This is a genomic window from Klenkia terrae, from assembly GCF_037083865.1.
GTDB lineage: Bacteria > Actinomycetota > Actinomycetes > Mycobacteriales > Geodermatophilaceae > Klenkia > Klenkia terrae.
Map to the genome: position 1 here is coordinate 35,412 of NZ_JBAPLV010000025.1, position 25,051 is coordinate 60,462.

22 protein-coding genes are annotated in these 25,051 nt (G+C 74.4%); 17 read left to right on the forward strand and 5 right to left on the reverse strand.

The annotated features are described in order from the left end of the window. Positions 1–105: 105 nt before the first annotated feature. The 9 genes from UXQ13_RS18970 to UXQ13_RS19010 are packed head-to-tail and all read left to right on the forward strand — an operon-like array spanning position 106 to position 7,426. Positions 106–906, forward strand: a complete 801-nt coding sequence (locus UXQ13_RS18970; RefSeq protein ID WP_336392739.1) for a helix-turn-helix transcriptional regulator — start codon at positions 106–108, stop codon at positions 904–906. Continuing rightward, complete coding sequence (gene sufB, locus UXQ13_RS18975) at positions 903–2,339, forward strand: Fe-S cluster assembly protein SufB (protein ID WP_225235417.1); 1,437 nt, start codon at positions 903–905, stop codon at positions 2,337–2,339. Before UXQ13_RS18970 ends, sufB begins: the two co-directional genes overlap by 4 nt. Then, positions 2,339–3,658: a Fe-S cluster assembly protein SufD gene (gene sufD / locus UXQ13_RS18980; protein WP_225235418.1), complete on the forward strand. Its 1,320-nt coding sequence runs from the start codon at positions 2,339–2,341 to the stop codon at positions 3,656–3,658. Before sufB ends, sufD begins: the two co-directional genes overlap by 1 nt. Continuing rightward, a complete protein-coding gene (locus tag UXQ13_RS18985; RefSeq protein ID WP_225235419.1) occupies positions 3,655–3,999 on the forward strand; it encodes a Rieske (2Fe-2S) protein in 345 nt (114 codons plus the stop codon). Before sufD ends, UXQ13_RS18985 begins: the two co-directional genes overlap by 4 nt. A 23-nt stretch (positions 4,000–4,022) precedes the next feature. Then, the gene (gene sufC, locus UXQ13_RS18990; RefSeq protein WP_225235420.1) at positions 4,023–4,820 is read left to right on the forward strand and encodes a Fe-S cluster assembly ATPase SufC; all 798 of its coding nucleotides are present in this window, start codon (positions 4,023–4,025) and stop codon (positions 4,818–4,820) included. Further along, on the forward strand, positions 4,817–6,139 hold the full coding sequence (locus UXQ13_RS18995) for a cysteine desulfurase (RefSeq protein WP_225235421.1): 1,323 nt from the start codon (positions 4,817–4,819) through the stop codon (positions 6,137–6,139). The genes sufC and UXQ13_RS18995 overlap by 4 nt, the downstream gene beginning before the upstream one ends. Continuing rightward, positions 6,139–6,615: a Fe-S cluster assembly sulfur transfer protein SufU gene (gene sufU / locus UXQ13_RS19000; protein ID WP_225235422.1), complete on the forward strand. Its 477-nt coding sequence runs from the start codon at positions 6,139–6,141 to the stop codon at positions 6,613–6,615. The genes UXQ13_RS18995 and sufU overlap by 1 nt, the downstream gene beginning before the upstream one ends. Continuing rightward, a complete protein-coding gene (locus UXQ13_RS19005; RefSeq protein WP_225235423.1) occupies positions 6,612–6,989 on the forward strand; it encodes a metal-sulfur cluster assembly factor in 378 nt (125 codons plus the stop codon). The genes sufU and UXQ13_RS19005 overlap by 4 nt, the downstream gene beginning before the upstream one ends. Before the next feature lie 17 nt (positions 6,990–7,006). Next, a complete protein-coding gene (locus UXQ13_RS19010) occupies positions 7,007–7,426 on the forward strand; it encodes a hypothetical protein (RefSeq protein WP_225235424.1) in 420 nt (139 codons plus the stop codon). 175 nt (positions 7,427–7,601) lie between these two features. Here UXQ13_RS19010 and UXQ13_RS19015 read toward each other — a convergent pair whose 3' ends face one another. Further along, entirely contained in the window at positions 7,602–9,674 is a 2,073-nt protein-coding gene (locus tag UXQ13_RS19015; protein WP_336392740.1) for an SCO7613 C-terminal domain-containing membrane protein, read from the reverse strand. 18 nt (positions 9,675–9,692) lie between these two features. Beyond that, positions 9,693–11,801 (reverse strand): SCO7613 C-terminal domain-containing membrane protein, encoded by a 2,109-nt coding sequence (locus UXQ13_RS19020; RefSeq protein ID WP_336392741.1) that lies wholly within the window; start codon positions 11,799–11,801, stop codon positions 9,693–9,695. 120 nt (positions 11,802–11,921) lie between these two features. Between UXQ13_RS19020 and UXQ13_RS19025 the strand changes: the two genes are divergently transcribed. The 6 genes from UXQ13_RS19025 (at position 11,922) to UXQ13_RS19050 (ending at position 17,886) form a co-directional block, all read left to right on the forward strand. Further along, positions 11,922–13,532 (forward strand): ABC-F family ATP-binding cassette domain-containing protein, encoded by a 1,611-nt coding sequence (locus UXQ13_RS19025; RefSeq protein WP_318250038.1) that lies wholly within the window; start codon positions 11,922–11,924, stop codon positions 13,530–13,532. 130 nt (positions 13,533–13,662) lie between these two features. Next, complete coding sequence (locus UXQ13_RS19030; RefSeq protein WP_225235427.1) at positions 13,663–13,914, forward strand: helix-turn-helix domain-containing protein; 252 nt, start codon at positions 13,663–13,665, stop codon at positions 13,912–13,914. After that, positions 13,911–14,702 (forward strand): enoyl-CoA hydratase/isomerase family protein, encoded by a 792-nt coding sequence (locus tag UXQ13_RS19035; RefSeq protein ID WP_263639397.1) that lies wholly within the window; start codon positions 13,911–13,913, stop codon positions 14,700–14,702. The genes UXQ13_RS19030 and UXQ13_RS19035 overlap by 4 nt, the downstream gene beginning before the upstream one ends. Positions 14,703–14,709: 7 nt before the next feature. Beyond that, a complete protein-coding gene (locus tag UXQ13_RS19040; RefSeq protein ID WP_225235428.1) occupies positions 14,710–16,602 on the forward strand; it encodes an ABC transporter ATP-binding protein in 1,893 nt (630 codons plus the stop codon). 55 nt (positions 16,603–16,657) lie between these two features. After that, positions 16,658–17,092, forward strand: coding sequence for an SgcJ/EcaC family oxidoreductase (locus UXQ13_RS19045; protein WP_225236098.1), 435 nt, complete (start codon positions 16,658–16,660; stop codon positions 17,090–17,092). Further along, positions 17,089–17,886 (forward strand): sulfurtransferase, encoded by a 798-nt coding sequence (locus UXQ13_RS19050; protein WP_225235429.1) that lies wholly within the window; start codon positions 17,089–17,091, stop codon positions 17,884–17,886. Before UXQ13_RS19045 ends, UXQ13_RS19050 begins: the two co-directional genes overlap by 4 nt. Before the next feature lie 4 nt (positions 17,887–17,890). Here UXQ13_RS19050 and UXQ13_RS19055 read toward each other — a convergent pair whose 3' ends face one another. The 3 genes from UXQ13_RS19055 to acnA are packed head-to-tail and all read right to left on the reverse strand — an operon-like array spanning position 17,891 to position 22,278. Further along, positions 17,891–18,694, reverse strand: a complete 804-nt coding sequence (locus tag UXQ13_RS19055; RefSeq protein ID WP_225235430.1) for a sirohydrochlorin chelatase — start codon at positions 18,692–18,694, stop codon at positions 17,891–17,893. Further along, a complete protein-coding gene (locus tag UXQ13_RS19060; protein ID WP_225235431.1) occupies positions 18,691–19,452 on the reverse strand; it encodes an SDR family oxidoreductase in 762 nt (253 codons plus the stop codon). The genes UXQ13_RS19055 and UXQ13_RS19060 overlap by 4 nt, the downstream gene beginning before the upstream one ends. 3 nt (positions 19,453–19,455) lie before the next feature. Next, a complete protein-coding gene (acnA, locus tag UXQ13_RS19065) occupies positions 19,456–22,278 on the reverse strand; it encodes an aconitate hydratase AcnA (RefSeq protein WP_225235432.1) in 2,823 nt (940 codons plus the stop codon). Positions 22,279–22,448: 170 nt separating this feature from the next. Between acnA and UXQ13_RS19070 the strand changes: the two genes are divergently transcribed. After that, positions 22,449–23,435, forward strand: a complete 987-nt coding sequence (locus UXQ13_RS19070) for a phosphatase PAP2 family protein (protein WP_225235433.1) — start codon at positions 22,449–22,451, stop codon at positions 23,433–23,435. A 33-nt stretch (positions 23,436–23,468) separates the two neighbouring features. Continuing rightward, complete coding sequence (locus UXQ13_RS19075) at positions 23,469–25,004, forward strand: AMP-binding protein (RefSeq protein WP_336392742.1); 1,536 nt, start codon at positions 23,469–23,471, stop codon at positions 25,002–25,004. The last annotated feature ends 47 nt before the right edge of the window (positions 25,005–25,051 follow it).

A 25,051-nucleotide genomic window follows, 5' to 3' on the forward strand; every position in this document is an offset into this window, starting at 1 on the left:
CTGCGGGGAGGGGTCCGTCGGGACCCCTCCCCGCGGCCGTGACCGGCGCGTTCGGGTTAGGGCGACCTTGCTTGCGGGCTCCGGGAAATAGCGCACACTCGTGTTGTGGAATCCACTGCGGCGCAGTCCGCCCGGTCCTCGGCCCCGGCCGACGACGGGCGCACCCGCGACCGCGTGACCGGTCTGCTGCTGGAGCACGGCGCGCAGACCGCCACCGAGCTGGCGACCCGGCTGGGTGTCTCGCCGGCCGCCGTCCGCCGGCACCTGGACTCCCTGGTCGCCGAGGGCCGCGTCGCCGAGCGTGCACTGCCCGGGTCGGTCCGCGGCCGCGGCCGCCCGGCGCGGCACTTCGTGCTCACCGACGCCGGCCGGTCGGGCTTCCCGCACGCCTACGACGACCTGGCGCTCACCGCGCTGCGGTTCGTCGCGGCGCACGGCGGGCCCGACGCCGTCCGGGACGTCGCCGAGCAGCAGCTGGCCGGCCTCGAGCAGCGATGCTCGACCGCCGTCGAGCGGGCCGCGGCGACCACCGGTCCCGAGCCCGTGGACCGGGCCCAGGTGCTCGCCGAGGCGCTCACCGCCGAGGGCTACGCTGCCTCGGCCTCGGCGATCTCCAGCGGCGGGCAGCTGTGCCAGCACCACTGCCCGGTCGCGCACGTCGCCGCGGAGTTCCCGCAGCTGTGCGAGGCCGAGACCGCGGTCATCGGCCGCCTGGTCGGCACGCACGTGCAGCGGCTGGCCACCATCGCCCACGGCGACGGGATCTGCACCACCCACATACCCGGGACCCCCCGGAGCGGGAACACAACCCGCCCCGGGAGCCCTGTACCGAACGAGCGGGCGGACGCGCGCCGCCCCGCACCGAGCCACACCCGACAGAACGCCCGGGAGAGGACATCCGCATGACCACCACAGAGCAGCCGGTCACCCCCCTGACCCAGGACGAGCAGATCGACCAGCTCGGCCGCTACAAGTACGGCTGGGCCGACGCCGACGTCGCCGGCGCCTCCTCGCGCCGCGGCATCGACGAGGAGGTCGTGCGCGACATCTCCCGTCGGAAGAACGAGCCCGAGTGGATGCTCGAGCGCCGCCTCAAGGCCCTCAAGCTCTTCGGCAAGAAGCCCATGCCCGACTGGGGCTCGGACCTCTCCGGCATCGACTTCGACAACATCAAGTACTTCGTGCGGTCGACGGAGAAGCAGGCCGCGACCTGGGACGACCTCCCGGCCGACATCAAGAACACCTACGACAAGCTGGGCATCCCCGAGGCCGAGAAGCAGCGCCTGGTCTCCGGTGTCGCTGCCCAGTACGAGTCCGAGGTCGTCTACCACTCGATCCGCGAGGACCTCGAGGAGCAGGGCGTCCTGTTCCTGGACACCGACACCGCGCTGCGCGAGCACGAGGACCTGTTCCGCGAGTACTTCGGCTCGGTGATCCCGTCCGGGGACAACAAGTTCTCCGCGCTGAACACCGCCGTGTGGTCCGGTGGCTCCTTCATCTACGTGCCCCCGGGCGTCAACGTGGAGATCCCGCTGCAGGCCTACTTCCGGATCAACACCGAGAACATGGGCCAGTTCGAGCGGACGCTGATCGTCGTCGACGAGGGCGCCTACGTGCACTACGTCGAGGGCTGCACCGCGCCGATCTACAAGTCGGACTCGCTGCACTCCGCGGTCGTCGAGATCATCGTCAAGAAGAACGCGCGCTGCCGGTACACGACCATCCAGAACTGGTCGAACAACGTCTACAACCTGGTCACCAAGCGGGCCGTGGCCCACGAGGGCGCGACCATGGAGTGGGTCGACGGCAACATCGGCTCCAAGGTGACGATGAAGTACCCGGCCGTGTGGATGACCGGTGAGCACGCCAAGGGCGAGGTGCTCTCGATCGCCTTCGCCGGCGAGGGCCAGCACCAGGACGCCGGCGCCAAGATGGTGCACGCCGCGCCGCACACCTCGTCGAACATCATCAGCAAGTCCGTCGCCCGCGGTGGCGGCCGGACCTCCTACCGGGGCCTGGTGCAGATCGACGAGGGCGCCCACGGCTCCCGCTCCACGGTGAAGTGCGACGCGCTGCTGGTCGACACGATCAGCCGCTCGGACACCTACCCCTACGTCGACGTCCGCGAGGACGACGTCTCCATGGGCCACGAGGCCACGGTCTCCCGGGTCAGCGAGGACCAGCTCTTCTACCTGATGAGCCGCGGTCTGTCCGAGGACGAGGCGATGGCGATGGTCGTGCGCGGCTTCGTCGAGCCGATCGCCCGGGAGCTGCCGATGGAGTACGCCCTCGAGCTGAACCGCCTGATCGAGCTGCAGATGGAAGGTGCCGTCGGCTGATGACCGACCCACAGACGAGCCTGACGACCGACTCCGCCACCCTCGCCGAGGAGCTCTTCGCCCCCGGCGTCGGTGCGCAGGCCGGCCCGCCGACCACCCCCGCGTCCGACACCGGCACCGCCGGTGCCGGCCCGGGGTCGCACAGCCACGGTGGCCCCGCCCCGACCGGTTCGCCGGCCGAGCGGTTCACCTCCGCCGACCCCGACGACTTCCCCGTCGTCACGGGCCGGGAGGAGCAGTGGCGCTTCACCCCGATGAAGCGGGTCCGCCCGCTGCTGGAGGGTGCGGACTCCGACGCCCGCCTCGAGCTGACGTCGGACCTGCCCGACGGGGTCGAGCTGACCACCGTCGGCGCCGACGACCCGCTGCTCAAGGGGCTGCCCGAGCCCGTCGACCGGCTCGCCGCCCTCACCCGCGTCCGCGCGGGCGGCGCGACCGTCGTCCGGGTGCCCGCGGAGGCCCAGCTGGACCGCCCGGTCACGCTGTCGCTGCGCGGCACCGGCTCCGACGAGGTCGTGTGGGGCCAGACCGTGGTCCAGGTCGGCAACTTCGCCAAGGCCACCATCGTGCTGGACCACGCCGGCTCGGCGAAGTACTCCGGCGGCGTCACCGTGCTCGTCGGCGACGGTGCCCAGGTCGAGCTGATCAGCGTCCAGGAGTGGGAGCCCGGCACCGCGCACGGCGGCCAGTTCGACGCCGTCGTCGGCCGGGACGCCACCTTCCGCCAGGTCGTGGTGACCCTCGGCGGGGACCTGGTCCGCCTGGTCAGCAACGTCGAGTACGCCGGCCCCGGCGGCACCGCCGAGCTGTCCGGCGTCTACTTCGCCGACGAGACCCAGCACCAGGAGCACCGGCTCTGGGTCGACCACGCCACGCCCAACTGCGTCAGCAACGTCGTCTACAAGGGCGCGCTGCAGGGCGAGCAGGCGCACACGGTGTGGGTCGGCGACGTCCGGATCCGCCCCGCGGCCACCGGCACGGAGACATACGAGCTCAACCGCAACCTGGTGCTCACCGACGGCGCCCGCGCCGACTCGGTGCCCAACCTGGAGATCGAGACCGGCGAGATCGTCAGCGCCGGCCACGCCAGCGCGACCGGCCGGTTCGACGACGAGCAGCTGTTCTACCTGTGCTCGCGCGGGATCGACGCCGAGACCGCCCGCCGCCTGGTCGTCCGCGGCTTCTTCGCCGACGTGGTGCAGAAGATCGCCGTCCCCGAGCTGGCCGACCGCCTGATGGGCACCATCGAGCAGCGGCTGGGTGCCCTCCCGGGCCTCGAGGAGCAGGACGTCGAGGCCGGAGAGCTCCAGCCGGCATGAGCTACCAGCGGGTCTGCTCCCTCTCCGAGGTCGCCGACGGCGAGGCCCTCCCGGTCTCCGTCGGCGACGGTGCAGATGCCATCGAGCTGGTCGTGGCCCGGCACGGGGACGACGTCTTCGCGCTGACCGACCTGTGCTCGCACCAGGACTACCCGCTGAGCGACGGGGACGTCGAGATCGTCGACGGCGTCCCCACCATCGAGTGCACCTGGCACGGGTCGTGCTTCGACCTGCGCACCGGTGTCCCCACCAACCTGCCGGCGAACCAGCCGGTCACCACCCACCCGGTCCGCGTCGAGGGCGACGACGTCCTCGTCGACACCTCCGCGGCAACCGGCTGACCCACCGAACTGAGAGGCATCACATGAGCGAGACCACCGGCAGCGTGCTGGAGATCCGCGGCCTGCACGTCACGGTCGGGGAGGGCGACGAGACCAAGGAGATCCTCCGCGGCGTCGACCTCACCATCCGCAGCGGCGAGACCCACGCGATCATGGGCCCCAACGGCTCCGGCAAGTCCACCCTGGCGTACTCCATCGCGGGGCACCCGAAGTACACGATCACCGGGGGCACCGTCACCCTCGACGGCGAGGACGTCCTCGCGATGACCGTCGACGAGCGCGCCCGGGCCGGCCTGTTCCTGGCCATGCAGTACCCGGTCGAGGTCCCCGGCGTCTCGGTGTCGAACTTCCTGCGCACCGCCGCCACCGCCGTCACCGGCCAGGCGCCGAAGCTGCGCACCTGGGTCAAGGACATGCGCACCGAGATGGAGGCGCTCGAGATGGACGCCGCCTTCGCCGAGCGCAACGTCAACGAAGGCTTCTCCGGCGGCGAGAAGAAGCGCCACGAGATCCTCCAGATGGGCCTGCTCAAGCCCAAGATGGCGATCCTCGACGAGACCGACTCGGGCCTCGACGTCGACGCCCTGCGCGTCGTGTCCGAGGGCGTCAACCGGGCCAAGGCCAACAGCTCCGTCGGCGTCCTGCTGATCACGCACTACACGCGGATCCTGCGCTACATCGAGCCCGACTTCGTGCACGTCTTCGTCGCCGGCCGGGTCGTCGAGGAGGGCGGCAAGGAGCTGGCCGACAAGCTCGAGGCCGAGGGCTACGCGGCCTACCTCAAGGCCGACGCGGACGCGGCGGCGGTGGCCTCGGCATGACCGCGACCGCCACGGCGCCCGCGACCGGGCGCACGCCGCTCCCGCTGGACGTCGAGGCGGTCCGTGCCGACTTCCCGATCCTGGGCCGCACGGTCCGGGACGGGAAGCGGCTGGTCTACCTGGACTCGGGGGCGACCTCGCAGAAGCCCCGCCAGGTGCTCGACGCCGAGCGCTGGTTCTACGAGAACGTCAACGCCGCCCCGCACCGCGGCGCGCACGCCCTGGCCGAGGAGGCCACCGAGGCCTACGAGCAGGCCCGGGTGACGATCGCGTCGTTCATCGGCGCGCAGCCCGACGAGGTCGTGTTCACCCGCAACTCCACCGAGGCGATCAACCTGGTGGCCTACGCGATGAGCAACGCGGTCACCGCCAAGGAGCCGGAGTTCCACCGGTACGCCGTCGGCGAGGGCGACGAGGTCGTCGTCACCGAGATGGAGCACCACGCCAACCTCATCCCGTGGCAGCAGCTGTGCGAGCGCACCGGCGCCACGCTGCGCTGGCTGGGGCTCACCGACGACGGCCGGCTGGACCTGTCGGACCTGGACACCGTGGTCAACGAGCGGACCAAGCTCGTCACGGTCACCCAGCAGTCCAACATCCTGGGCACCATGCCGCCGCTGGCGCCGATCATCGAGCGCGCGCACGCCGTGGGCGCGCTGGTCATGGTCGACGGCGCGCAGTCGGTGCCGCACCAGCCGGTGGACGTCGCCGCCCTGGGCGCGGACTTCCTGGTGTTCTCCGGGCACAAGATGCTCGGCCCCACCGGGGTCGGCGTGCTGTGGGGCCGCGCCGAGGTGCTGGCCGCGCTGCCGCCGTTCCTCACCGGCGGCTCGATGATCGAGGTCGTGCGGATGGAGGGCAGCACCTTCGCCCCGCCGCCGCAGCGCTTCGAGGCCGGCGTCCCGATGACCGCGCAGGTGATCGGGCTGGCCGCGGCCGCGGACTACCTGACCGCGCTGGGCATGGACAAGGTGCAGGCGCACGAGGAGGCGCTCACCGAGTACGCCCTCGCCCAGCTGCAGGCCATCCCCGGCGTCCGGGTGATCGGCCCGGTCGACACCGTCGCCCGCGGCGGCGCGATCAGCTTCACCGTCGAGGGCATCCACCCGCACGACGTCGGCCAGGTCCTCGACGACCAGGGCATCGCCGTCCGGGTGGGGCACCACTGCGCCTGGCCGGTCGTCCGGCGCTACGGCGTCCCGGCGACCACCCGCGCCACGTTCTACGTGCACACCGGCTACGACGACGTCGACGCCCTGGTCGAGGGCGTGCGGCATGCGCAGCGCTTCTTCGGCGTTGACGGTGGGGAGGAGGCCTGATGAAGCTGCAGGACATGTACCAGGAGATCATCCTGGACCACTACCGGAACCCCCACGGCCGCGGACTGCGCGACCCGTTCGACGCCGAGGTGCACCACGTCAACCCGACCTGCGGGGACGAGGTCACGCTGCGGGTCAAGGTCGACGGCGACACCCTGACCGACGTGTCCTACGAGGGCATGGGCTGCTCGATCAGCCAGGCCTCGGTGTCGGCGATGTACGACCTGGTGGTCGGCAAGAGCGTCCCCGACGCCCTGGCCACCGGCGAGGACTTCATGCGCCTGATGCAGGCCAAGGGCGACACCGCCGTGGCCGACGAGCTCGAGGACAGCCTGGAGGACGCCGTCGCGTTCGCCGGGGTGTCGAAGTACCCGGCGCGGATCAAGTGCGCGCTGATGAGCTGGATGGCCCTCAAGGACGCCAGCGCCCGGGCCTGGACGCCCACCGAGACCGCCCCTACGGAGGAGCCCGCATGAGCGAGACCACCGACACCCCCGTCGCCGCGACCCCGAAGGCCCCGGTGATCAAGCCGGACCTCGAGGAGCTCGAGGAGGCCATGCGCGACGTCGTCGACCCCGAGCTCGGCGTGAACGTCGTCGACCTCGGCCTGGTCTACGGCATCGAGGTGGACGACGCGAACGTCGCCGTCATCGACATGACGCTGACCTCCGCGGCCTGCCCGCTGACCGACGTCATCGAGGACCAGGCCCGCCAGGCCCTCACCGGCGGCCCCGGCCCCGGCCTGGTCGAGGACATCCGGATCAACTGGGTCTGGATGCCGCCGTGGGGCCCGGACAAGATCACCGACGACGGTCGGGAGCAGCTGCGCGCCTTGGGCTTCCGGGTCTGAAGCAGCTGCTGGACCGGTTGGCCGCGGGGGAGGACCCCGCGGCCGACGGCAGCGTCACGACGCAGCCCGCGCCCCTCGGGGCGCGGGCTGTCGTCGTCGGCGGCACCGCCTGGGCCTACGTGGGCGCCGACGTCGACCCGGCCTGGGTCGCCGCCTGGGTGGCCGCGTCGCCGGACCCGGTCGCCGCACCGCTGTCGGCCCGGTTCCTGAGCGCGCTGGCCGACGAGACCGGCGTCGAGCCGGGCGTCGTGGACGCCGTGCTGGTCGCACCCACGGCGCCGGTCGCACCGGCCATCCCGTTGCAGCCGCTGCAGGCAGCCGACCACCCGCGGGTGCAGCGGGCGCACCGGCACCGCACCGACGTCCGGGTGCTCGGCACACCCGACGGCGCGGCGCTGCTCTCGCTGGGCCGCGGGCTGGCCGGCCGGTGGGAGTAGAAGGACCCCGCTGCCCCCCACAACGCGCTCCGCGCGCTGCGGGCCCCTGCAGCCGGGCCGAAGCCCTGGTCGACGGCCGGCTGTGGGCGCAGGTCGCGCCGGCGAACACGGCGTCGATGCGCTCGTTCCTGGCAGCGGGCTACCGCGTGGTCTGCGCCGAGTCCCTGTTCGGCAGCTAGCGCAGCGTCCGCACCCGGGCCGGGACGGCGTCCCCCCGGCGGCGCTGCTGCTCCCGGACGGCGCCCGCCGCCATGAGCAGGGCGCCGACGACCAGCAGGGCGACCACCCAGGGGGTCGGCGCGCCGTCGAGCAGCCAGCCGGCGGTCACCCCGAGGACGCCGACCAGGCCCAGCACGAACGGTGCGCGCACCGCCCAGCCGAGCCCGCCCAGGACGAGCAGCAGCGCCGCGACCAGGGTCACGACCTGGCGCACCGGCGTCGGGTCGAGCACGGTGAGCAGCACCGAGGGCATCAGCCCCACAGCCAGACCCGGCCCCCAGGCCGGCCAGCTGGTGCCGTGCGGCAGCGAGCGCCACCGGCCGGCCAGCATGACCACCCCGGCCGGCACGGTCACCACCTCCGGCGCACCCCAGCCGAGCTGGTCGGCGCCCAGCCAGGCGGCGGCCACCAGGGCCAGGCCGCCGAGCACCCGGGTGCCCCGCCCGCGGACCTCCTGCTCGTCCAGCGGGACGTCGGGGTCCCGGGTGCCGCGGGTGACGTCACCGTGCCCCATCAGGGCCAGCCCCAGGACGGCGAGCAGCAGCGCGGTGGCGCCCAGCCGCCCGGAGGACGACGCCGTGGCGATGCCGAGGAAGCCGACGACCGCACCGGTGCCCGCGGCCGAGACCGACGCCCGCCGGTCCGGCGACGCGGGGTCGTCCTCCTCGGTCGCCGGGGGTGGGCTGCGCCCGGTATCAGCGGCGGCGAACGCCGACCGGACGTCGTCCACCGGTCCGGTCGGGGCAGCCGCCCGGCGCCCGATCCGGGCCGACACCCAGGCCTGCACCCGCCGGCGCGACCACCACGGCAAGACGACGGCGAGCACCACCGCCTCGGCCAGCGCGGCCACCGCGACGGCGACCAGCGCGGCGCCGACCGCCGCGCCCGACACCTGGCCCTCGCTGGTCAGCAGCACCACGGCCAGCGCCACGGTCCCGACCGCGATCGGGACCGTCGAGGGTCTGGTGTCCCGGTCCCGGACCGACAGCAGCACCGCGGCGGCCGCGGTGGTGACCATCAGCAGCCCGAGGTCGGCCCAGTTCCCGGCGCGCGCGGTGCCGACGGCGGCGAGCACGGTCAGCGTGGCCGCGGCGGCCAGCCCGGCGTCCCGCGGCACCCAGTCCGGCCCCCGGGACGCGGCGACGGCGACCAGCGCAGCCAGTCCGAGGCCCAGGAACCCCGACCCCAGCACCCACTGCGGCCCGGTGGACGCCGCGGCGCCGGCGACCACCGAGCCGGCCGTGAGCCCGGAGAGCACCGGGACGGCAGCCCCGCCCAGGGGGAGCTCCGGCACCTTCTCGTGCGTGGTGACCAGCAGGCCGACCGCGGCCCCGGTGGCCAGCAGCGCGGCGACCGCCGGCCGGTCGCCGGACCAGGCGGCCCGCTCGGCGACCCAGACGCCGACCACCCACCAGGGCACCGAGCAGAGCAGGCCGGACAGCGCGACGACGCCGTCGGCGAACCAGGCGATCGCCAGGCCGGTCAACGCCACGCCCAGCAGGGCCCCGGCGAGCAGGTCGCTGGGCAGGTCCCCGGCCCGCACGGCCACCAGCACCGCGACCTGGGCGGCGACCCAGCAGCTGACCCGCCAGGTGCGCAGCTGCGGGCTGACCAGCGCCAGCGCGCCGGTGCCGACGGCCACGAAGAGCACCAGCGTGCCGGCGGCCAGCTCCGGGTCGGGCGCCGTCCGCGCGCCGACCACGACCAGCGCCGCCGCGGCCAGCACCGAGCCGACGGCCAGGGCCTCGCCGGCGGTCGGGCTGCCGGCGTGCCCGGCCAGGACGCCCAGCGCGGCCGCGACGAGCAGCAGGACCGAGACCGCGACGACCCCGGCCGGCGTCCCGACCGTGAAGGTGGACAGCACCGACCCCAGCACCGCGACGACGCCGGCGCCCAGCAGCAGCTGCTGCGGGGTGACCCGGTCGCCCAGCGGCTGCGGGTCCAGGGGCGGCGGGTACTCCCGGCCGCCGGGGGCGGGGTAGGGGAGCGGTGGCCGCGGGGGTGCGGTGGCGCCGCGGTCGCCGTCCACCGCCCCACCGTAGGGGGCTCACCGCAGTTGGGACACCCAGGCGACGGCTTCCCGGGCCTGCTGGCGGCGCTGCTCGTAGGTGGCGCCGACGACCAGGAGGAGCAGCCCGGCGGCACCCAGCGGCACCCAGGAGTCCAGTCGGCCCACCCACGGGGCCAGCTCGACGACCCCGAGCACGCCCACGGTCACCGCGCCCACCAGGAACGGGGCCTGCCGGTGCGCCCACGTCCCGGCGACGAATGCGACCACCCCGGCGAGCCCGACCAGCAGCGTGCGCAGCGGCTGGTCGACGGCCAGCGCGGTGACCAGCGACGGCGCGAACCCGACCAGCAGCGCCGGGCCCCAGCTCTGCCACGAGGGCCCGCGGACCAGGCGCGGGCCGGCCGCGACCAGCAGCGCGGCGGCCAGCGGCAGGCTGTAGGCCTCCGTGGTGACGACGGCGGCGCCGGCCAGCGCGACCCACGCGGCCGCGACCAGGTCGGCGAGGGCGATCCAGCCGGTCACGGTGCGGCGCCCGGCGACGGAGTGGGCGAGGGCGGCACCGCCCACGAGCGCCAGCTGGGCACCGACCTGGCCCCAGGCGCCGACCGAGGCACCCGTACCGGTGGCGGCCGCGGCGAGCACGACCGCGGCGAGGGCAGCGGCCCGCTCCTCGGGGGCGCCGAGCCGGGTGGTGGCCGCGCCGAGCGCCGCCGCGGCCAGGAAGGCCAGCAGCAGCCCGGCCGCCGAGGTGCCGAGGACGTCGCCCTCCCGGGCGGCCAGGACGGCGACCCCGGGCAGCAGCAGGGCCAGCGCGGTGCCGGCGGCCCTGGCGGCGCGGTGGGTGACCGCGGCCAGGGCGGCGGGGACCGCGGCGACCAGGGCGACCAGGGCCAGCGCCGCCGGGCGGTCGGCGAGCACGAGCTGCGTCGTCCCCACGGCGACGAGGGCGACCGCCGGACCGCCGCCCACCTCGCGCCGCAGCGGGGAGGACCACAGCAGGACCGCGGCGGACGCGGCGGCCAGCCCGGCCAGGGCCAGCAGCGGCGCCGCGAGGTCCCCGGCGGGCTGCACCAGGCCGGCGACGGCGAGCGCGGGGACGGCGGCCAGGCCGGCCACCGCCCAGGGGGCACCGGCCGGGTGCCCCCGCTCCGCCCGGCGGACCAGGACGACCCCGCCGGCCACGGCCGCGGCGGTGACCAGGGCGGTGGCCCCGGCGCCGGTGAGCGGGGAGCCGGTCCAGGCCAGGGCGACGGCGCGGGCGGCGGCCGCCGCAGCGGAGACCCCGGCCAGCACCCGGGCGACCTCGGCGGACCAGCGCGGCAGCACCCCGGCGACCCGGCCGTCGGAGACGGCGACCACGAGCAGGGCCGCGACGCCGAGCACGCCGTCGACCAGGTCACCCAGGGCCAGCAGCAGCACCGGCTCGGCGGCCAGGAGGGCGACCGCCGGCCAGACCAGCGTGCTGCGGGTGCGGGCGGCCAGCCCGGCGGTGAGGACGGCGACCACGCCCGCGGCGACGGCGGCGTAGACCCGGCCGTCCACGGCGTCCAGGCCGAGCAGGCCCAGCGACCGGGCCGCGCCGACGTCCACGAGCAGCAGGGCGGCCGCGGTGGCGGCCAGGCCCTCCTCGGTGGCCCGCAGCCCGCGCCGGGCGGCCCAGCCGGAGCCCACGGCGGCCGCGGCGGTGGCGGTCGCCATCACGCCGGCCTGGAACCCGATCCCGAACCGGGTCCAGGCGACGGCGACCAGGGCCAGCGAGGCGGCCACGACCAGCAGCGCCCCGAGCCCGACCAGCACCTGCTGCGGGCTGACCCGCCGCCGCTCCGGCTCCGGCCCGGCAGCGGGGGCGGGGTGCGTGGGCGCGGAGGGGGCCGGTGCGTACGGGAAGGGCGTCGGGGGTGCGGGAGGGGGTGTCGGGGGGCGTCGAGGTCCGGGGGCGGCGGTGCGGAGCGTGGCGAGCAGGGCGTCGCGGTCGCGGTGCAGGTCGGCCAGGGTCACGCCGATCCGGCCGACCACCAGGCCGGCGTGCGCGGCCGCGGGCAGCCCGCAGGTCGGGCACGGCGTGCTCGGCGGGGCGCCCGGGGGCACCGGCGTCGAGCAGACCGGGCAGCGCAGCACCCACGGGGCGGCGGTCGGAGCAGTCATGCCACCCAGGCTGTCCGGGTCCAGGGCCCCCGGCCTCCGGCGTGCTACCCGACCCGGGCTGAGTAGTGCTGCGGATGTCACCACCGCAGGTCCTCGGACCAGGGCCGTTCCGCCGGTACCATGGAACCAGTGATCACGACCACCGGCCTCGAGCTCCGCGCGGGCTCGCGCATCCTGATCAGCGAGGCGGACCTGCGGGTGCAGCCCGGTGACCGGATCGGCCTCGTCGGGCGCAACGGCGCCGGCAAGACCACCACCCTCACCACGCTGGCCGGTGAGCGCGTCCCGCACGCCGGCAAGGTCGACCAGGTCGGCGAGCTGGGCTACCTGCCGCAGGACACGCTCAGCGGCGACCTGTCGATCACCGCGAGCGACCGGGTGCTGTCCGGCCGCGGCCTGGACGAGCTCAAGGCCCAGCTGACCAAGGCCCAGATCGCCATGGCCGAGCCCGCCGACGACGCCGAGCGCGACCGCGCCGTCCGCCGCTACGGCCGGCTCGAGGACCAGTTCGCCGCCATGGGCGGCTACGCCGCCGAGTCCGACGCCGCGCGCATCTGCACCAACCTGGGTCTGCCGGACCGGGTGCTGGAGCAGCCGCTGTCCACGCTGTCCGGTGGCCAGCGCCGCCGCGTCGAGCTGGCCCGGATCCTGTTCTCCGACGCCGAGACCCTGCTGCTCGACGAGCCGACCAACCACCTGGACGCCGACTCGATCGCCTGGCTCCGGGGCTTCCTGGCCACCCACCGCAGCGGGCTGATCGTGATCAGCCACGACGTCGACCTGCTGGCCGCCGTGGTGAACAAGGTCTGGCACCTGGACGCCAACCGGGCCACCGTCGACGTCTACAACCTGGGCTGGAAGCGGTACCTGGAGGCGCGGGAGACCGATGAGCGCCGCCGCCGCTCCGAGCGGGCCAACGCCGAGAAGAAGATCGGCGCGCTGACCGCGCAGGCGGACAAGATGCGGGCCAAGGCGACCAAGGCCAAGGCCGCGCAGTCGATGGACAAGCGCGCCCAGCGGCTGGCCGCGGGCCTGGAGCAGGTGCGCGTGCAGGACCGGGTGGCCAAGCTGCGCTTCCCGACCCCGGCGCCCTGCGGCAAGACCCCGCTGACCGCCGAGCGGCTGAGCAAGAGCTACGGCTCGCTGGAGATCTTCACCGGCGTGGACCTGGCCATCGACCGCGGCACCCGGGTCGTCGTCCTCGGGCTCAACGGCGCGGGCAAGACCACCCTGCTGCGCATGCTGGCCGGCACCGAGAAGCCGGACACGGGCGAGGTCAAGGCCGGGCACGGGCTGCGGCTGGGCTACTACGCCCAGGAGCACGAGACGCTGGACATGGACCGCTCGCTGCTGGAGATCATGCAGTCCGCGGCGCCGGACCAGACCGCGACCGAGCTGCGCCGCATCCTGGGCGCGTTCCTCTTCTCCGGGGACGCCGTCGACCAGCGCGCCGGCACGCTGTCCGGTGGCGAGAAGACCCGCCTGGCGATGGCCGCGCTGGTCTGCTCGGCGGCCAACGTGCTGCTGCTGGACGAGCCGACCAACAACCTGGACCCGGCCAGCCGCGAGCAGGTGCTCGAGGCGCTGCGCACCTACCAGGGCGCGATCGTGCTGGTCACCCACGACGAGGGCGCGGTCACCGCGCTGGACCCGGACAAGGTCATCCTGCTGCCCGACGGCACCGAGGACACCTGGTCGGCCGACTTCGCCGAGCTCGTCGAGCTGGCGTAGCCGCTCACCGAGCGGCGCGCCCGCCACTGGGTGATCATTCGGACGAGACCGACGTCACCGGGACGACGGTCCGGGCGACCAGTGGGGGACCTCGGCGCAGCCGGGGTGGACGCTGGCACGGAGGGGAGTCATGGCCGACTCGAACGCAGCAGCCGACACCACCGCTGACCTGACCAAGGGCAAGCGGATCACCGGCGACGACCGCAACACGCTCGCCGACGACCTGCGCAAGCGGTACGACGCCGGGGAGAGCATCCGGCTGCTGGCCGCCTCCACCGGGCGCTCCTACGGCTTCGTGCACCGCCTGCTGAGCGAGTCCGGGGCGACCCTGCGCAGCCGCGGCGGCGCCAACCGCCCCAGCGCGCCCGACGCGAAGAAGTGAGCGGCGACCCGGCCCGGGGCTGGGTCACCACGTCGCTGGACGGCCCCGTCCTCACCGTCACCCTGGACCGGGCCGACCAGCTCAACGCCCAGGTCCCGGCGACCTGGCACGCCCTGGCAGAGATCGGCGCGACGCTGCCCGACGACGTCCGGGTGGTCGTCGTCCGCGGCGCCGGCCGGGCATTCTCGGCGGGGCTGGACCGGTCGCTGTTCTCCGCCGACCCGTCGCTGCCGGGCGGGCTGGGCGAGCTCGTCGGCCTCGGCCCGGAGGGCGCCCAGGAGCGGATCCGCGGCTACCAGGCCGGGTTCCGCTGGCTGCGCCGGCCGGGCGTCGTCTCGATCGCCGTCGTGCAGGGGCACGCCATCGGCGCCGGCGCGCAGCTGGCGCTGGCCTGCGATCTCCGGGTCTGCGGTGAGGAGGCCACCTTCTCCCTCCCCGAGGCGGTGCTCGGCCTGGTGCCCGACCTGACCGGCACGTCCACCCTGGTGCAGGCGGTGGGCTACAGCCGTGCCCTGGAGATGTGCCTGACCGGACGGCGGGTCGGTGCCGCCGAGGCGCACGCCACCGGGCTGGCCAACGCCGTCGTCCCTGCCGAAGCGCTCGAGCGCACCGTCAGCGAGCTGGTCGGCGCGATCCTCGGCCCCGACGCCGGTGCGAGCCGGGAGACCGCCGCGCTCGTGCGGCGGGCCGCAGCCGCCGACACCGAGGGGCAGGACGCCGCCGAGCGGGCCGCGCAGGTCCGGCGGCTGCACGCCTTCGCGGAACAGGGCACGTCGACGCAGGGTTGAGGACGTCGTGGACGGACCGATGACCTCGATGGCCGCGATGCGGTCCTTCCGCCGCGACGCCACCCCCGCCCGGGAGATCCCGAAGGGGACCGTGCGCCGGATCCTCGGCGTGGCCGGTCCGTACCGACGTGATCTGACGTTCTTCCTGGCCCTGGTGGTGCTGTCGGCGGTGATCGGGGTGGCCACCCCGCTGCTGGCCGGCGACATCGTCAACCGGATCGCCGGGCTGACCGGCACCTCCGGCGACATCGTGCGGATCGCGCTGGTCATCGCCGGCCTGGCCCTGGTGGACGCGGGCAGCTCGCTGGCGCAGCGCTGGTACTCCTCGCGGATCGGCGAGGGCGTCATCTACGACCTGCGGGCCCGGGTGTTCGCCCACGTGCAGCGGATGCCGGTGGCGTTCTTCACCCGCACCCAGACCGGTGCGCTGGTCAGCCGGCTCAACAACGACGTCATCGGCGCCCAGCAGGCCTTCACCTCGACGCTGTCCGGGGTGGTCTCCAACGTCATCGGCCTGGTGCTCACCGCCGGCGTGATGCTCACGCTGTCCTGGCAGATCACCCTGCTGTCGGTCGTGCTGGTCCCGCTGTTCGTGCTGCCGGCCAAGCGGATCGGGGCGCGGCTGCAGGAGATCACCCGGGAGTCCTACGGGCTCAACGCGTCGATGAACGCCACCATGACCGAGCGGTTCAACGTGGCCGGCGCGCTGCTGGTCAAGCTGTTCGGCCGGCCCGAGGCCGAGGTGGAGTCCTTCCGGGCCCGCGCCGCCCGGGTGCGCGACATCGGTGTGCTGTCGGCGATGTACGGCCGCACCTTCTTCACCGCGCTCACCCTGGTCGCGGCGCTCGCCACCGCCCTGGTCTACGGCCTGGGCGGCTCGCTGGCCTTCGACGGCTCGTTGACGCCGGGCGCCGTGGTGTCCCTGGCGCTGCTGCTGTCCCGGCTGTACGGCCCGCTGACCGCGCTGTCCAACGTCCGGGTCGACGTGATGAGCGCGATGGTCAGCTTCGACCGGGTCTTCGAGGTGCTCGACCTGGCACCCATGATCGACGAGGCGCCCGACGCCCGGCCGGTGCCGGCGGGGGACCGCTCGGTCGAGTTCGACCACGTCTCCTTCAGCTACCCGACCGCCGAGCAGGTGTCGCTGGCCTCGCTGGAGGACCTGTCGCTGCCCGAGCACGGCGAGCCGGCCGAGGTGCTGCACGACGTCAGCTTCCGGGCCGAGGCCGGCCAGTTGGTCGCCCTGGTCGGGTTCTCCGGGGCCGGCAAGTCCACCATCGCCAACCTGGTGCCCCGGCTGTACGACGTGACCGCCGGCGCCGTCCGGGTGGGCGGGGTCGACGTGCGGGAGGCCACCGCGGACTCGCTGCGGGCCGCCATCGGCGTGGTCAGCCAGGACGCCCACCTGTTCCACGACACGATCCGGGCCAACCTGGTCTACGCGCGGCCCGAGGCCACCGAGGACGAGCTGTGGGCCGCGCTGACCGGCGCCCGGATCGCCGCGCTGGTCGCCTCGCTGCCCGACGGTCTGGAGACGGTGGTCGGCGACCGCGGCTACCGGATGTCCGGCGGGGAGAAGCAGCGGCTGGCGATCGCCCGGGTGCTGCTCAAGGCGCCCGGGGTGGTGATCCTGGACGAGGCCACCGCGCACCTGGACAGCCAGAGCGAGGTCGCCGTCCAGAAGGCGCTGGACACCGCGCTGGCCGGCCGCACCTCGCTGGTCATCGCGCACCGGCTGTCGACCATCCGCAGCGCCGACCTGATCCTGGTGCTCGACGAGGGCCGGATCGTGGAGCAGGGCACGCACGACGAGCTGCTCGTCCGCGGCGGTCGCTACGCCGAGCTGCACAGCACCCAGTTCACCCAGGGGCCCGTGTCGCCGACCGCTGCCCCGGCCTGAGCACTACCGTCACAGGGGTCCCACCCGCACCACCCCTGGAGTCCCGTTGTCCGTCGTGCACCCCGAGGACGCGGAGATCCGCGCCGTCTACGCCGAGTACCTGGCCGGCTGGAACGCGCACAGCGCCGCCCGGCAGGCGGCCACCCTCGCCGACGACGCCGACGTGGTCGGCTTCGACGGCACCCAGCACCACGGCCGGCTGCAGTTCGCCGCCGACCTCCGGCGGATCTTCGCCGACCACGCCCCGCCGCCGTACGCGGGCACCGTCCGCTCGGTGCGGGCCATGGGGGAGGAGACCGCCGTGCTGACGGCGATCGCCGGCATGCCCGCGCCCGACGGCACGCTGCACCCCGACCTGGTCGCGGTGCACACCGTCGTGTTGGTGAAGGACGGCCGCCGGTGGAAGATCGGCGTCTTCGCCGCCACCCCGGCTCTCCGGTCCGCCCCGGCCGACGCGGTCGCCGTGCTCGCCGCCGAGTTCGCCGGGTGACCATCCCGGTGCTGGCCGGTCCGGGCGCCGTCCCGGGCGCGGTGGTGCTCGACGTGCGCTGGGCGCTGGGCCGCACCGACGGGCACGAGCAGTACCTGGCCGGCCACCTGCCCGGTGCGGTCTACGTCGACCTGGACACCGAGCTGGCCGCCCCGCCCTCGGCCGCCGGCCGGCACCCGCTGCCGTCGGTCGCCGACCTGCAGGCCGCGGCCCGCCGGTGGGGGATCAGCACCGGGTCCCGGGTCGTCGTGCACGACGCCGGCCCGGGGACGGCGGCCGCCCGCGCCTGGTGGCTGCTGCGCTGGGGTGGACTTGTCGACGTGTCGATCCTGGACGGCGGCCTGGCCGCCTGGACCGGTCCGCTGGAGACCGGTGAGGTGGTGCCCGAGCCGGGGGACGTCGTCCTGACCGGGGGCGCCATGCCCGTGCTCACCGCCGACGAGGCGGCTGCGCTGCCGGGTTCGGGCGGCGTGCTGCTGGACGCCCGGGCCGGCGAGCGGTTCCGGGGCGAGGTCGAGCCGATCGACCCGGTGGCCGGCCACGTCCCGGGCGCGGTGAGCGCGCCGACCACCGACACCCTGGCCGACGGCCGGTTCCGCTCCGACCTGGCCGAGCACTTCGCCGCGCTCGGCGTCGTCCCGGGGACGACGGTGGGCGTCTACTGCGGCTCCGGGGTCACGGCCGCGCACGAGGTCGCCGCGCTGGCCGTCGCCGGCGTCGACGCCGCCCTGTGGCCGGGCTCGTGGTCGGAGTGGTCGGCCGACCCCACCCGCCCGGTCGCCACCGGGCCCTGAGCCCTCAGGCGTCCTCGGGGCCCGGCCAGAAGTCCAGGGTGTCGACCCGGTGCGGGCCGCGGACCTCGGCCTCGCGGCGGGCCGAGGCGATCGCGGCGTCGTAGCGGTCCAGCAGGACGGCGGCGATCCGCTCGTCGGGCAGCAGCGGGGCGGTGACCAGGTCGGCGCCGGCGGCGTCGAGCTTGTCGCGGAAGTGCCCGGGCGCCAGCAGGTAGGCCGCGACCACCACCCGCTCGGCGCCGGCCCCGCGGGCGGTGGCCACTGCGTCGGGCACGGTGGGCTGGGCGGCCGAGCCGTAGCCGGTGGTCACCGGGCCGGCCCAGGTGCGCTGCAGCAGGTCGGCGGTGTCCTCGACGTCCGCGGTCGCCCGGGGGTCGCTGGAGCCCGCCGCGGCCACCACGACGGCGGTCGTCGGGTCGGTGGGGTCGGCGCCGGCGGCGACCAGGCGGTCGTGCAGCACCTGGGCCAGCCGGAGGTCCGGGCCCAGCGGGCGGGCCGACAGGGTGCCCGGGTGGCTGTCGACGGCACCGGCGATGTCCACGTGGACGTGGAACCCGCCCGACAGCAGCACGGGGACGACGACGGCCGAGGTGCGCCGCTCCGCCAGCCCGGCCACCACGTCGACCACCGTGGGCGGCTGCACGTCGACGAACGCTGCGGTCGTCTCCAGCCCCGGCCGCAGCGCCTTCGCGGCCAGCGCGAGCTCGGCGATCAGCCGGCGGCCGGTCGGGTTGCGGGTGCCGTGCGCGCAGGCCACCAGCACCGGGGCGGTCTCCACCACGGCGTCGTGTGCCTCCTGCGTCGTCACAGGGACCTCGTGACGCCGCCGTCGACGGCGACCATCGTGCCGGTCACGTAGCTCGCCGCGGGGGAGAGCAGGAAGGCGGCGACCGCGCCGAACTCCTCGGGCCGGCCGACCCGGCGCAGCGGGATGCCGGACTCGGTGCGGGCCCGCATCGCGGCGGCGTCGCCCGACGCGGCCTCGATGTCGGTGATCCGGTCGGTGGCGATGGTGCCGGGCAGCAGGCCGAACACCCGGATGCCGCGGGGGCCCAGCTCGTCGGCCAGCGCCTTGGCGGTCATCGCCAGCCCCGGCCGCAGGCCGTTCGAGATGGCCAGGTGACCGATCGGCTGCCGCACCGAGGTGGACAGCACCAGCCCGATCGCCGACCCCTCGGCCAGCACGGGCACCAAAGCCTTCACCAGCCGGATGGTGCCCAGCAGGACGGAGTCGACCGCGTCGCGCCAGTCGGCCTCGTCGGTGTCCAGCACGGACCCGGGCTTCGGCCCGCCGACGGACACCAGGGCGCCGTCGACCCGGCCGAGGTCGCGGACCGCCGCGGCCACCAGGTCCTGGGCGGACGAGGTGTCGGCGAGGTCGGCGGCCAGGCCGTACGCCGCCGGCGCCCCACCCAGGGCGGCGACGGCGGCGTCCACGGATCCTCGGGACCGGGAGCTGACCAGCACCCGGGCCCCGTCGTCGACCAGGGCACGGGCGGTCGCGGCACCCAGCCCCCGGCTCGCGCCGGTGAGCAGGTACCCGCGACCGCCCAGCCCCAGGTCCACGGATCAGGCGGGGACGGACCCGCGGAGGGAGCGCAGCACGTACTGCATGATCCCGCCGTTGCGGTAGTAGTTCGCCTCGCCGGGGGTGTCGATCCGGACCCGGGCGTCGAACTCGACGTCCCCGGCCTTGACCTTGACCGTCCGCGGGGTGGACCCGTCGTTGAGCGCCGTGATGCCGGTGATCGTGAACTCCTCGTCACCGGTCAGGCCCAGGGACTCCCGGTTCTGGCCCTCGGGGTACTGCAGCGGCAGCACGCCCATGCCGATGAGGTTGGAGCGGTGGATCCGCTCGTAGCTCTCGGCGATGACGGCCTTGACGCCCAGCAGCGCGGTGCCCTTGGCGGCCCAGTCGCGCGAGGACCCGGAGCCGTACTCCTTGCCCGCGAGCACCACCAGCGGCACGCCGGCGTCGATGTAGCCGCGCGAGGCGTCGTAGATCGTCGTCGTCTCGCCGGTCAGGTGGTTCTTGGTGACGCCGCCCTCGGTGCCGGGCACCAGCTGGTTGCGCAGCCGGATGTTGGCGAAGGTGCCGCGGATCATGACCTCGTGGTTCCCGCGGCGCGAGCCGTAGGAGTTGAAGTCCCGACGCTCGATGCCGTGCTCGGACAGGTACTTCCCGGCGGGGGAGTCGGCCTTGATCGAGCCGGCCGGGCTGATGTGGTCGGTGGTCACCGAGTCACCCAGCACGGCCAGGGTGCGCGCCCCGGCGATGTCCTCGACGGGGGCCGGCTCGGCCGGCATGCCGTCGAAGTACGGGGGCTTGCGGACGTAGGTGCTCTGCGCGTCCCAGTCGAAGGTCTTGCCCTCGGGGGTGGGCAGCGAGCGCCACTGCTCGTCACCGGCGAAGACGTCGGCGTAGTCGTCGACGAACATCTCCTTGGTGATCGACTCGTCGATCGTGCGCTGCACGTCGATCGGCGAGGGCCAGATGTCGCGCAGGTAGACGTCCACGCCGTCCTGGTCTTGGCCCAGCGGCTCGTTGTTCAGGTCGACGTCCATGGAGCCGGCCAGCGCGTAGGCGATGACCAGCGGCGGGGACGCCAGGTAGTTCATCTTCACGTCCGGGTTGATCCGGCCCTCGAAGTTCCGGTTGCCCGAGAGCACCGAGACGACGGCCAGGTCGGCCTCGTTGACGGCCTCGCTGATCGCCGGGGGGAGCGGCCCGGAGTTGCCGATGCAGGTCACGCAGCCGTAGCCGACCAGGTAGAAGCCGAGCTTCTCCAGGTACGGGGTGAGCTGGGCCTTCTCGTAGTAGTCCATGACGACCTTGGACCCCGGCGCCAGGGTGGTCTTCACCCACGGCTTGCTGGTCAGCCCGCGCTCGACGGCGTTCTTGGCCAGCAGCGCCGCACCGATCATCACCGAGGGGTTCGAGGTGTTGGTGCACGAGGTGATCGAGGCGATCGTCACGTGGCCGTGGTCGACGTAGGTCTCGGTGCCGTCCTCGAGCACGACCTTCGTCGGCTTGGAGGCGCGGTCCGGTACCCGGGCCGGGACGACGGTGTGCGGCTCGGCGCCGGCGTTGCCGTTGCTGGCCGAGACCGGGTCCGAGGCCGGGAAGGTCTCCTCCACGCCCTCGTCGGAGACCGACTCGGCGGTGGGGGCGTCGTCGACGCTGTCGTCGGCGGAGCCGGCGTAGGTGGGCAGCACCTCGCGGAAGGCGGCCTTGGCGTCGGACAGCTGCACGCGGTCCTGCGGGCGCTTCGGGCCGGCGATCGAGGGCACGATCGTGGCCAGGTCCAGCTCGAGGTACTCGGAGAAGACCGGCTCGCGGGTCTCGTCGTGCCACAGGCCCTGGGTCTTGGCGTAGGCCTCGACCAGGGCGACCTGGGCGTCGCTGCGGCCGGTGAGCTGCAGGTAGCGGATCGTCTCGCCGTCGATCGGGAAGATCGCGGCGGTCGAGCCGAACTCCGGGCTCATGTTGCCGATGGTGGCGCGGTTGGCCAGCGGGACGGCGGAGACGCCGGCGCCGTAGAACTCCACGAACTTCCCGACGACGCCGTGCTTGCGCAGCATCTCGGTGATCGTGAGGACCAGGTCGGTGGCGGTGGCGCCGTCGGGCAGCTGGCCGGTGAGCTTGAAGCCCACGACGCGGGGGATGAGCATGGAGACGGGCTGGCCGAGCATGGCCGCCTCGGCCTCGATGCCGCCGACGCCCCAGCCCAGCACGCCCAGGCCGTTGACCATCGTGGTGTGGCTGTCGGTGCCCACGCAGGTGTCGGGGTAGGCGAGGGTCTTCCCGTCCTCGTCGCGGGAGAAGACCACGCGGGCCAGGTGCTCGATGTTGACCTGGTGGACGATGCCGGTGCCCGGGGGGACGACCTTGAAGTCGTCGAAGGCGCCCTGGCCCCAGCGGAGGAACTGGTAGCGCTCGCCGTTGCGCTGGTACTCGATCTCGACGTTGCGCTCGAAGGACTCGGGGGTCCCGAACACGTCGGAGATGACGGAGTGGTCGATGACCAGCTCGGCCGGGGCGAGCGGGTTGATCTTCGTCGGGTCGCCGCCGAGGTCGGCCATGGCCTCGCGCATGGTGGCCAGGTCGACGATGCAGGGCACGCCGGTGAAGTCCTGCATGACCACGCGGGCCGGGGTGAACTGGATCTCCTGGTCGGGCTCGGCCGAGGGGTCCCAGCCGGCGATCGCCCGCACGTGGTCGGCGGTGATGTCCGCGCCGTCCTCGGTGCGGAGCAGGTTCTCCAGGAGGATCTTGAGGCTGTAGGGCAGCTTGTCAGCGCCCTCCACCGCGTCGAGCCGGAAGATGTCGTAGTCGGTGCCGTCGACGCTCAACGTCGCCCGGGCTCCGAAGCTGTCCTTGCTGGCTGCCACTCTTGCGCCTCACCCTCGATGGTCCGTCGCGCTCCTTGCCACCGGCCATCATCCCAGCCCCGTGCGCGCCGTGCGGGGTTAGGCAACCCTTCCCGGGCAGCGGTGGCGCCGGTCACCTCCGGCGGGGTGTCTCCGGGGTGGACGGCGTCGGAACCCCTAGCGTCCGCGGCGTGACCACCACCGCGGTGCCCGCCACCGCGGTGACCCCTGCCCCGGTCGTGCCTCGGGTCCGGGGCCGGGCCGTGCGGACGACGCTGTCGGCGGTCCACCTGGCCGCGTTCGTCGCCGTCTGCGTCGCTGCCGGGCTGCCCACCGACCGGCTCGGCGTGCTGCTGTGGGTGCTCACCGGCCTGGCCTGCCGCTGCGTCGGCCACGGGTGGCGGTCCGCGGCGCGGTTGCTGGCCGACTGGGTCCCGCTCGGGGCGGTGCTGCTGCTCTACGACGCCAGCCGGGGCGTGGCGAACACCCTGGGGGCCGCCGTCCACGTCGTCGAGCCCGCCGCGGTGGACCGGGCGGTCTTCGGCGTCGTCCCGACCGTCTGGCTGCAGGCGCACCTGACCGCCCCGGGTTGGCTGGCGGTGCTGGTGACGCTGGTCTACAGCTCGCACTTCGTCCTCACCCCGCTGCTGCTGGCCGTGCTGTGGGTGCGCGACCGGGCGCGCTGGGCGCGGTACGCCCGGCTGGTGGTCGCGCTGTCGCTGGCCGGGCTGGCCACCTACGTGCTCTACCCGGCCGCGCCGCCCTGGCTGGCCGCCCGGGAGGGCGTGGTCGGCGAGGTGCACCGGCTCGGCGGCGACGGCTGGGCCGTGCTCGGGCTGCCGCGCGCCCAGGCCCTGCTGCACGCCGGGCAGGGCCAGGTGAACCCGGTGGCCGCCGTCCCGTCGCTGCACACGGCGTTCGCCGTCCTGCTCTGCCTGGTCGGGCTGGGCCTTGTGCGGCACCGGTGGCAGCGGGCGCTGCTGGTCGCCTACGCCGTCGCGATGCCGCTGGTGCTGGTCTGGTCCGGCGAGCACTACGTCGTCGACACCGTCCTGGGGGCGCTGTACGCGGGGGGCGTCTGGCTGGCGGTGCCCCGGCTGGGGAGCGTTGCGCGCACCGTGCAACGCCGGTGGTCGACCCGCGGCGATAGCGTGACGGCGACCACTCTCCGCGGCTGACCCCCGGGTCGGCCCCGACCACCCGGAGCCGGCATGCGCGTCCCGCTGACCACCCGCGACTTCCTCGACCGCGCCGAGCTCGTCTACGGCGACCGGATCGGCGTCGTCGACGAGCCGACCCAGCCCGCACCGTCGCTGGGCGGGCTGACCTACCGAGAGGTCGCCCGGCGGGGCCGGGCGCTGGCCGCCGGGCTCGACGCCCTAGGGGTGGGGGAGGGCGAACGGGTGGCGGTGGTCAGCCACAACTCCTCCCGCCTGCTGGAGATGCTGCTGGCGGTGCCCTCGCACGGCCGGGTCTGCGTGCCGGTGAACTTCCGGCTGTCCACCGAGGAGGTCCGCTACATCGTCGAGCACTCCGGGGCCTCGGTGCTGCTGGTCGACCCGGAGGTCGACACCGCGCTGGCCGGGGTCAGTGCCCCGCACCGGTTCGTCCTGGGCGAGGAGTACGAGCAGCTGCTGGACTTCGGCACCGAGCCGCGGCCCTGGTCCGAGCCCGACGAGGACGCCACCGCCACGATCAACTACACCTCGGGGACGACGGCCCGCCCCAAGGGCGTGCAGATGACCCACCGCAACATCTGGACCAACGCCGTCGTGTTCGGCATGCACATGCAGGTCAGCGACCGCGACGTCTACCTGCACACGCTGCCGATGTTCCACTGCAACGGCTGGGGCCTGGGCTACTCGATGGCCGGCGTGGGCGCCCGCCAGGTGTCCATCCGCAAGATCGACGGGGCCGAGATCCTGCGCCGGGTCGCCGAGCACGGCGTGACGATGATGGCCGGGGCGCCCGCGGTGTGGAACGCCGTCCTGGACGCCGCGGCCGAGTGGGACGGCGAGGTCCCGGGCCGCGACCAGGTGCGGATCGTGGTGGCCGGCGCCCCGCCGCCCTCGCGGACCATCGCCCGGGTCGAGGAGGAGCTGGGCTGGGAGTTCAACCAGATCTACGGCCTCACCGAGACCGCCCCGCTGCTCACGGTCAACCGGCCGCGCGCGGAGTACGACGACCTGGCCCCGCTGGACCGGGCGAAGGCGCTGTCCCGCGCGGGGGTGCCGGCGCTGGGCACCCGGATGACCACCAGCGAGTCCGGGGAGGTGCTCGCGCAGTCCAACACGGTGCTGGCCGGCTACTGGGAGAACGAGGACGCCAGCGCGGACGCCCTGGACGGCGGCTGGTTCCACACCGGGGACGGCGGCACCATCGACGAGGGCGGGTACCTCACCATCTCCGACCGCAAGAAGGACGTGATCATCACCGGCGGGGAGAACGTCTCCTCCATCGAGGTCGAGGACGCCGTCTTCAGCCACCCGGCCGTCGCCGAGGTCGCCGTCATCGGCGCCCCCGACGAGAAGTGGGGAGAGATGGTGACCGCGCTGGTCGTGCTGGCCGAGGGCGAGACCGTCACCGAGGCCGAGCTGATCGCGCACTGCCGCACCCGGCTGGCCGGCTACAAGCTGCCCAAGCGGGTGGAGTTCCGCGACGCGATCCCGCGGACGGCGACCGGCAAGATCCAGAAGTTCAAGCTCCGCGAGGGCTTCTGGCAGGGGCAGGAGCGCCAGGTGAACTGACCGGCCGGGGTCTCACCCACCCGGGTGAGACCCGGTCAAGGCCTCCC

Excerpts from the sequence above, each read along its gene's own strand:
- sufB (WP_225235417.1), top strand. The coding sequence starts at position 903 with ATGACCACCACAGAGCAGCCGGTCACCCCCCTGACCCAGGACGAGCAG.
- sufD (WP_225235418.1), top strand. The coding sequence starts at position 2,339 with ATGACCGACCCACAGACGAGCCTGACGACCGACTCCGCCACCCTCGCC.
- UXQ13_RS18985 (WP_225235419.1), top strand. The coding sequence starts at position 3,655 with ATGAGCTACCAGCGGGTCTGCTCCCTCTCCGAGGTCGCCGACGGCGAG.
- sufC (WP_225235420.1), top strand. The coding sequence starts at position 4,023 with ATGAGCGAGACCACCGGCAGCGTGCTGGAGATCCGCGGCCTGCACGTC.
- UXQ13_RS18995 (WP_225235421.1), top strand. The coding sequence starts at position 4,817 with ATGACCGCGACCGCCACGGCGCCCGCGACCGGGCGCACGCCGCTCCCG.
- sufU (WP_225235422.1), top strand. The coding sequence starts at position 6,139 with ATGAAGCTGCAGGACATGTACCAGGAGATCATCCTGGACCACTACCGG.
- UXQ13_RS19005 (WP_225235423.1), top strand. The coding sequence starts at position 6,612 with ATGAGCGAGACCACCGACACCCCCGTCGCCGCGACCCCGAAGGCCCCG.
- UXQ13_RS19020 (WP_336392741.1), bottom strand. The coding sequence starts at position 11,801 with ATGACTGCTCCGACCGCCGCCCCGTGGGTGCTGCGCTGCCCGGTCTGC.
- UXQ13_RS19025 (WP_318250038.1), top strand. The coding sequence starts at position 11,922 with ATGGAACCAGTGATCACGACCACCGGCCTCGAGCTCCGCGCGGGCTCG.
- UXQ13_RS19030 (WP_225235427.1), top strand. The coding sequence starts at position 13,663 with ATGGCCGACTCGAACGCAGCAGCCGACACCACCGCTGACCTGACCAAG.
- UXQ13_RS19075 (WP_336392742.1), top strand. The coding sequence starts at position 23,469 with ATGCGCGTCCCGCTGACCACCCGCGACTTCCTCGACCGCGCCGAGCTC.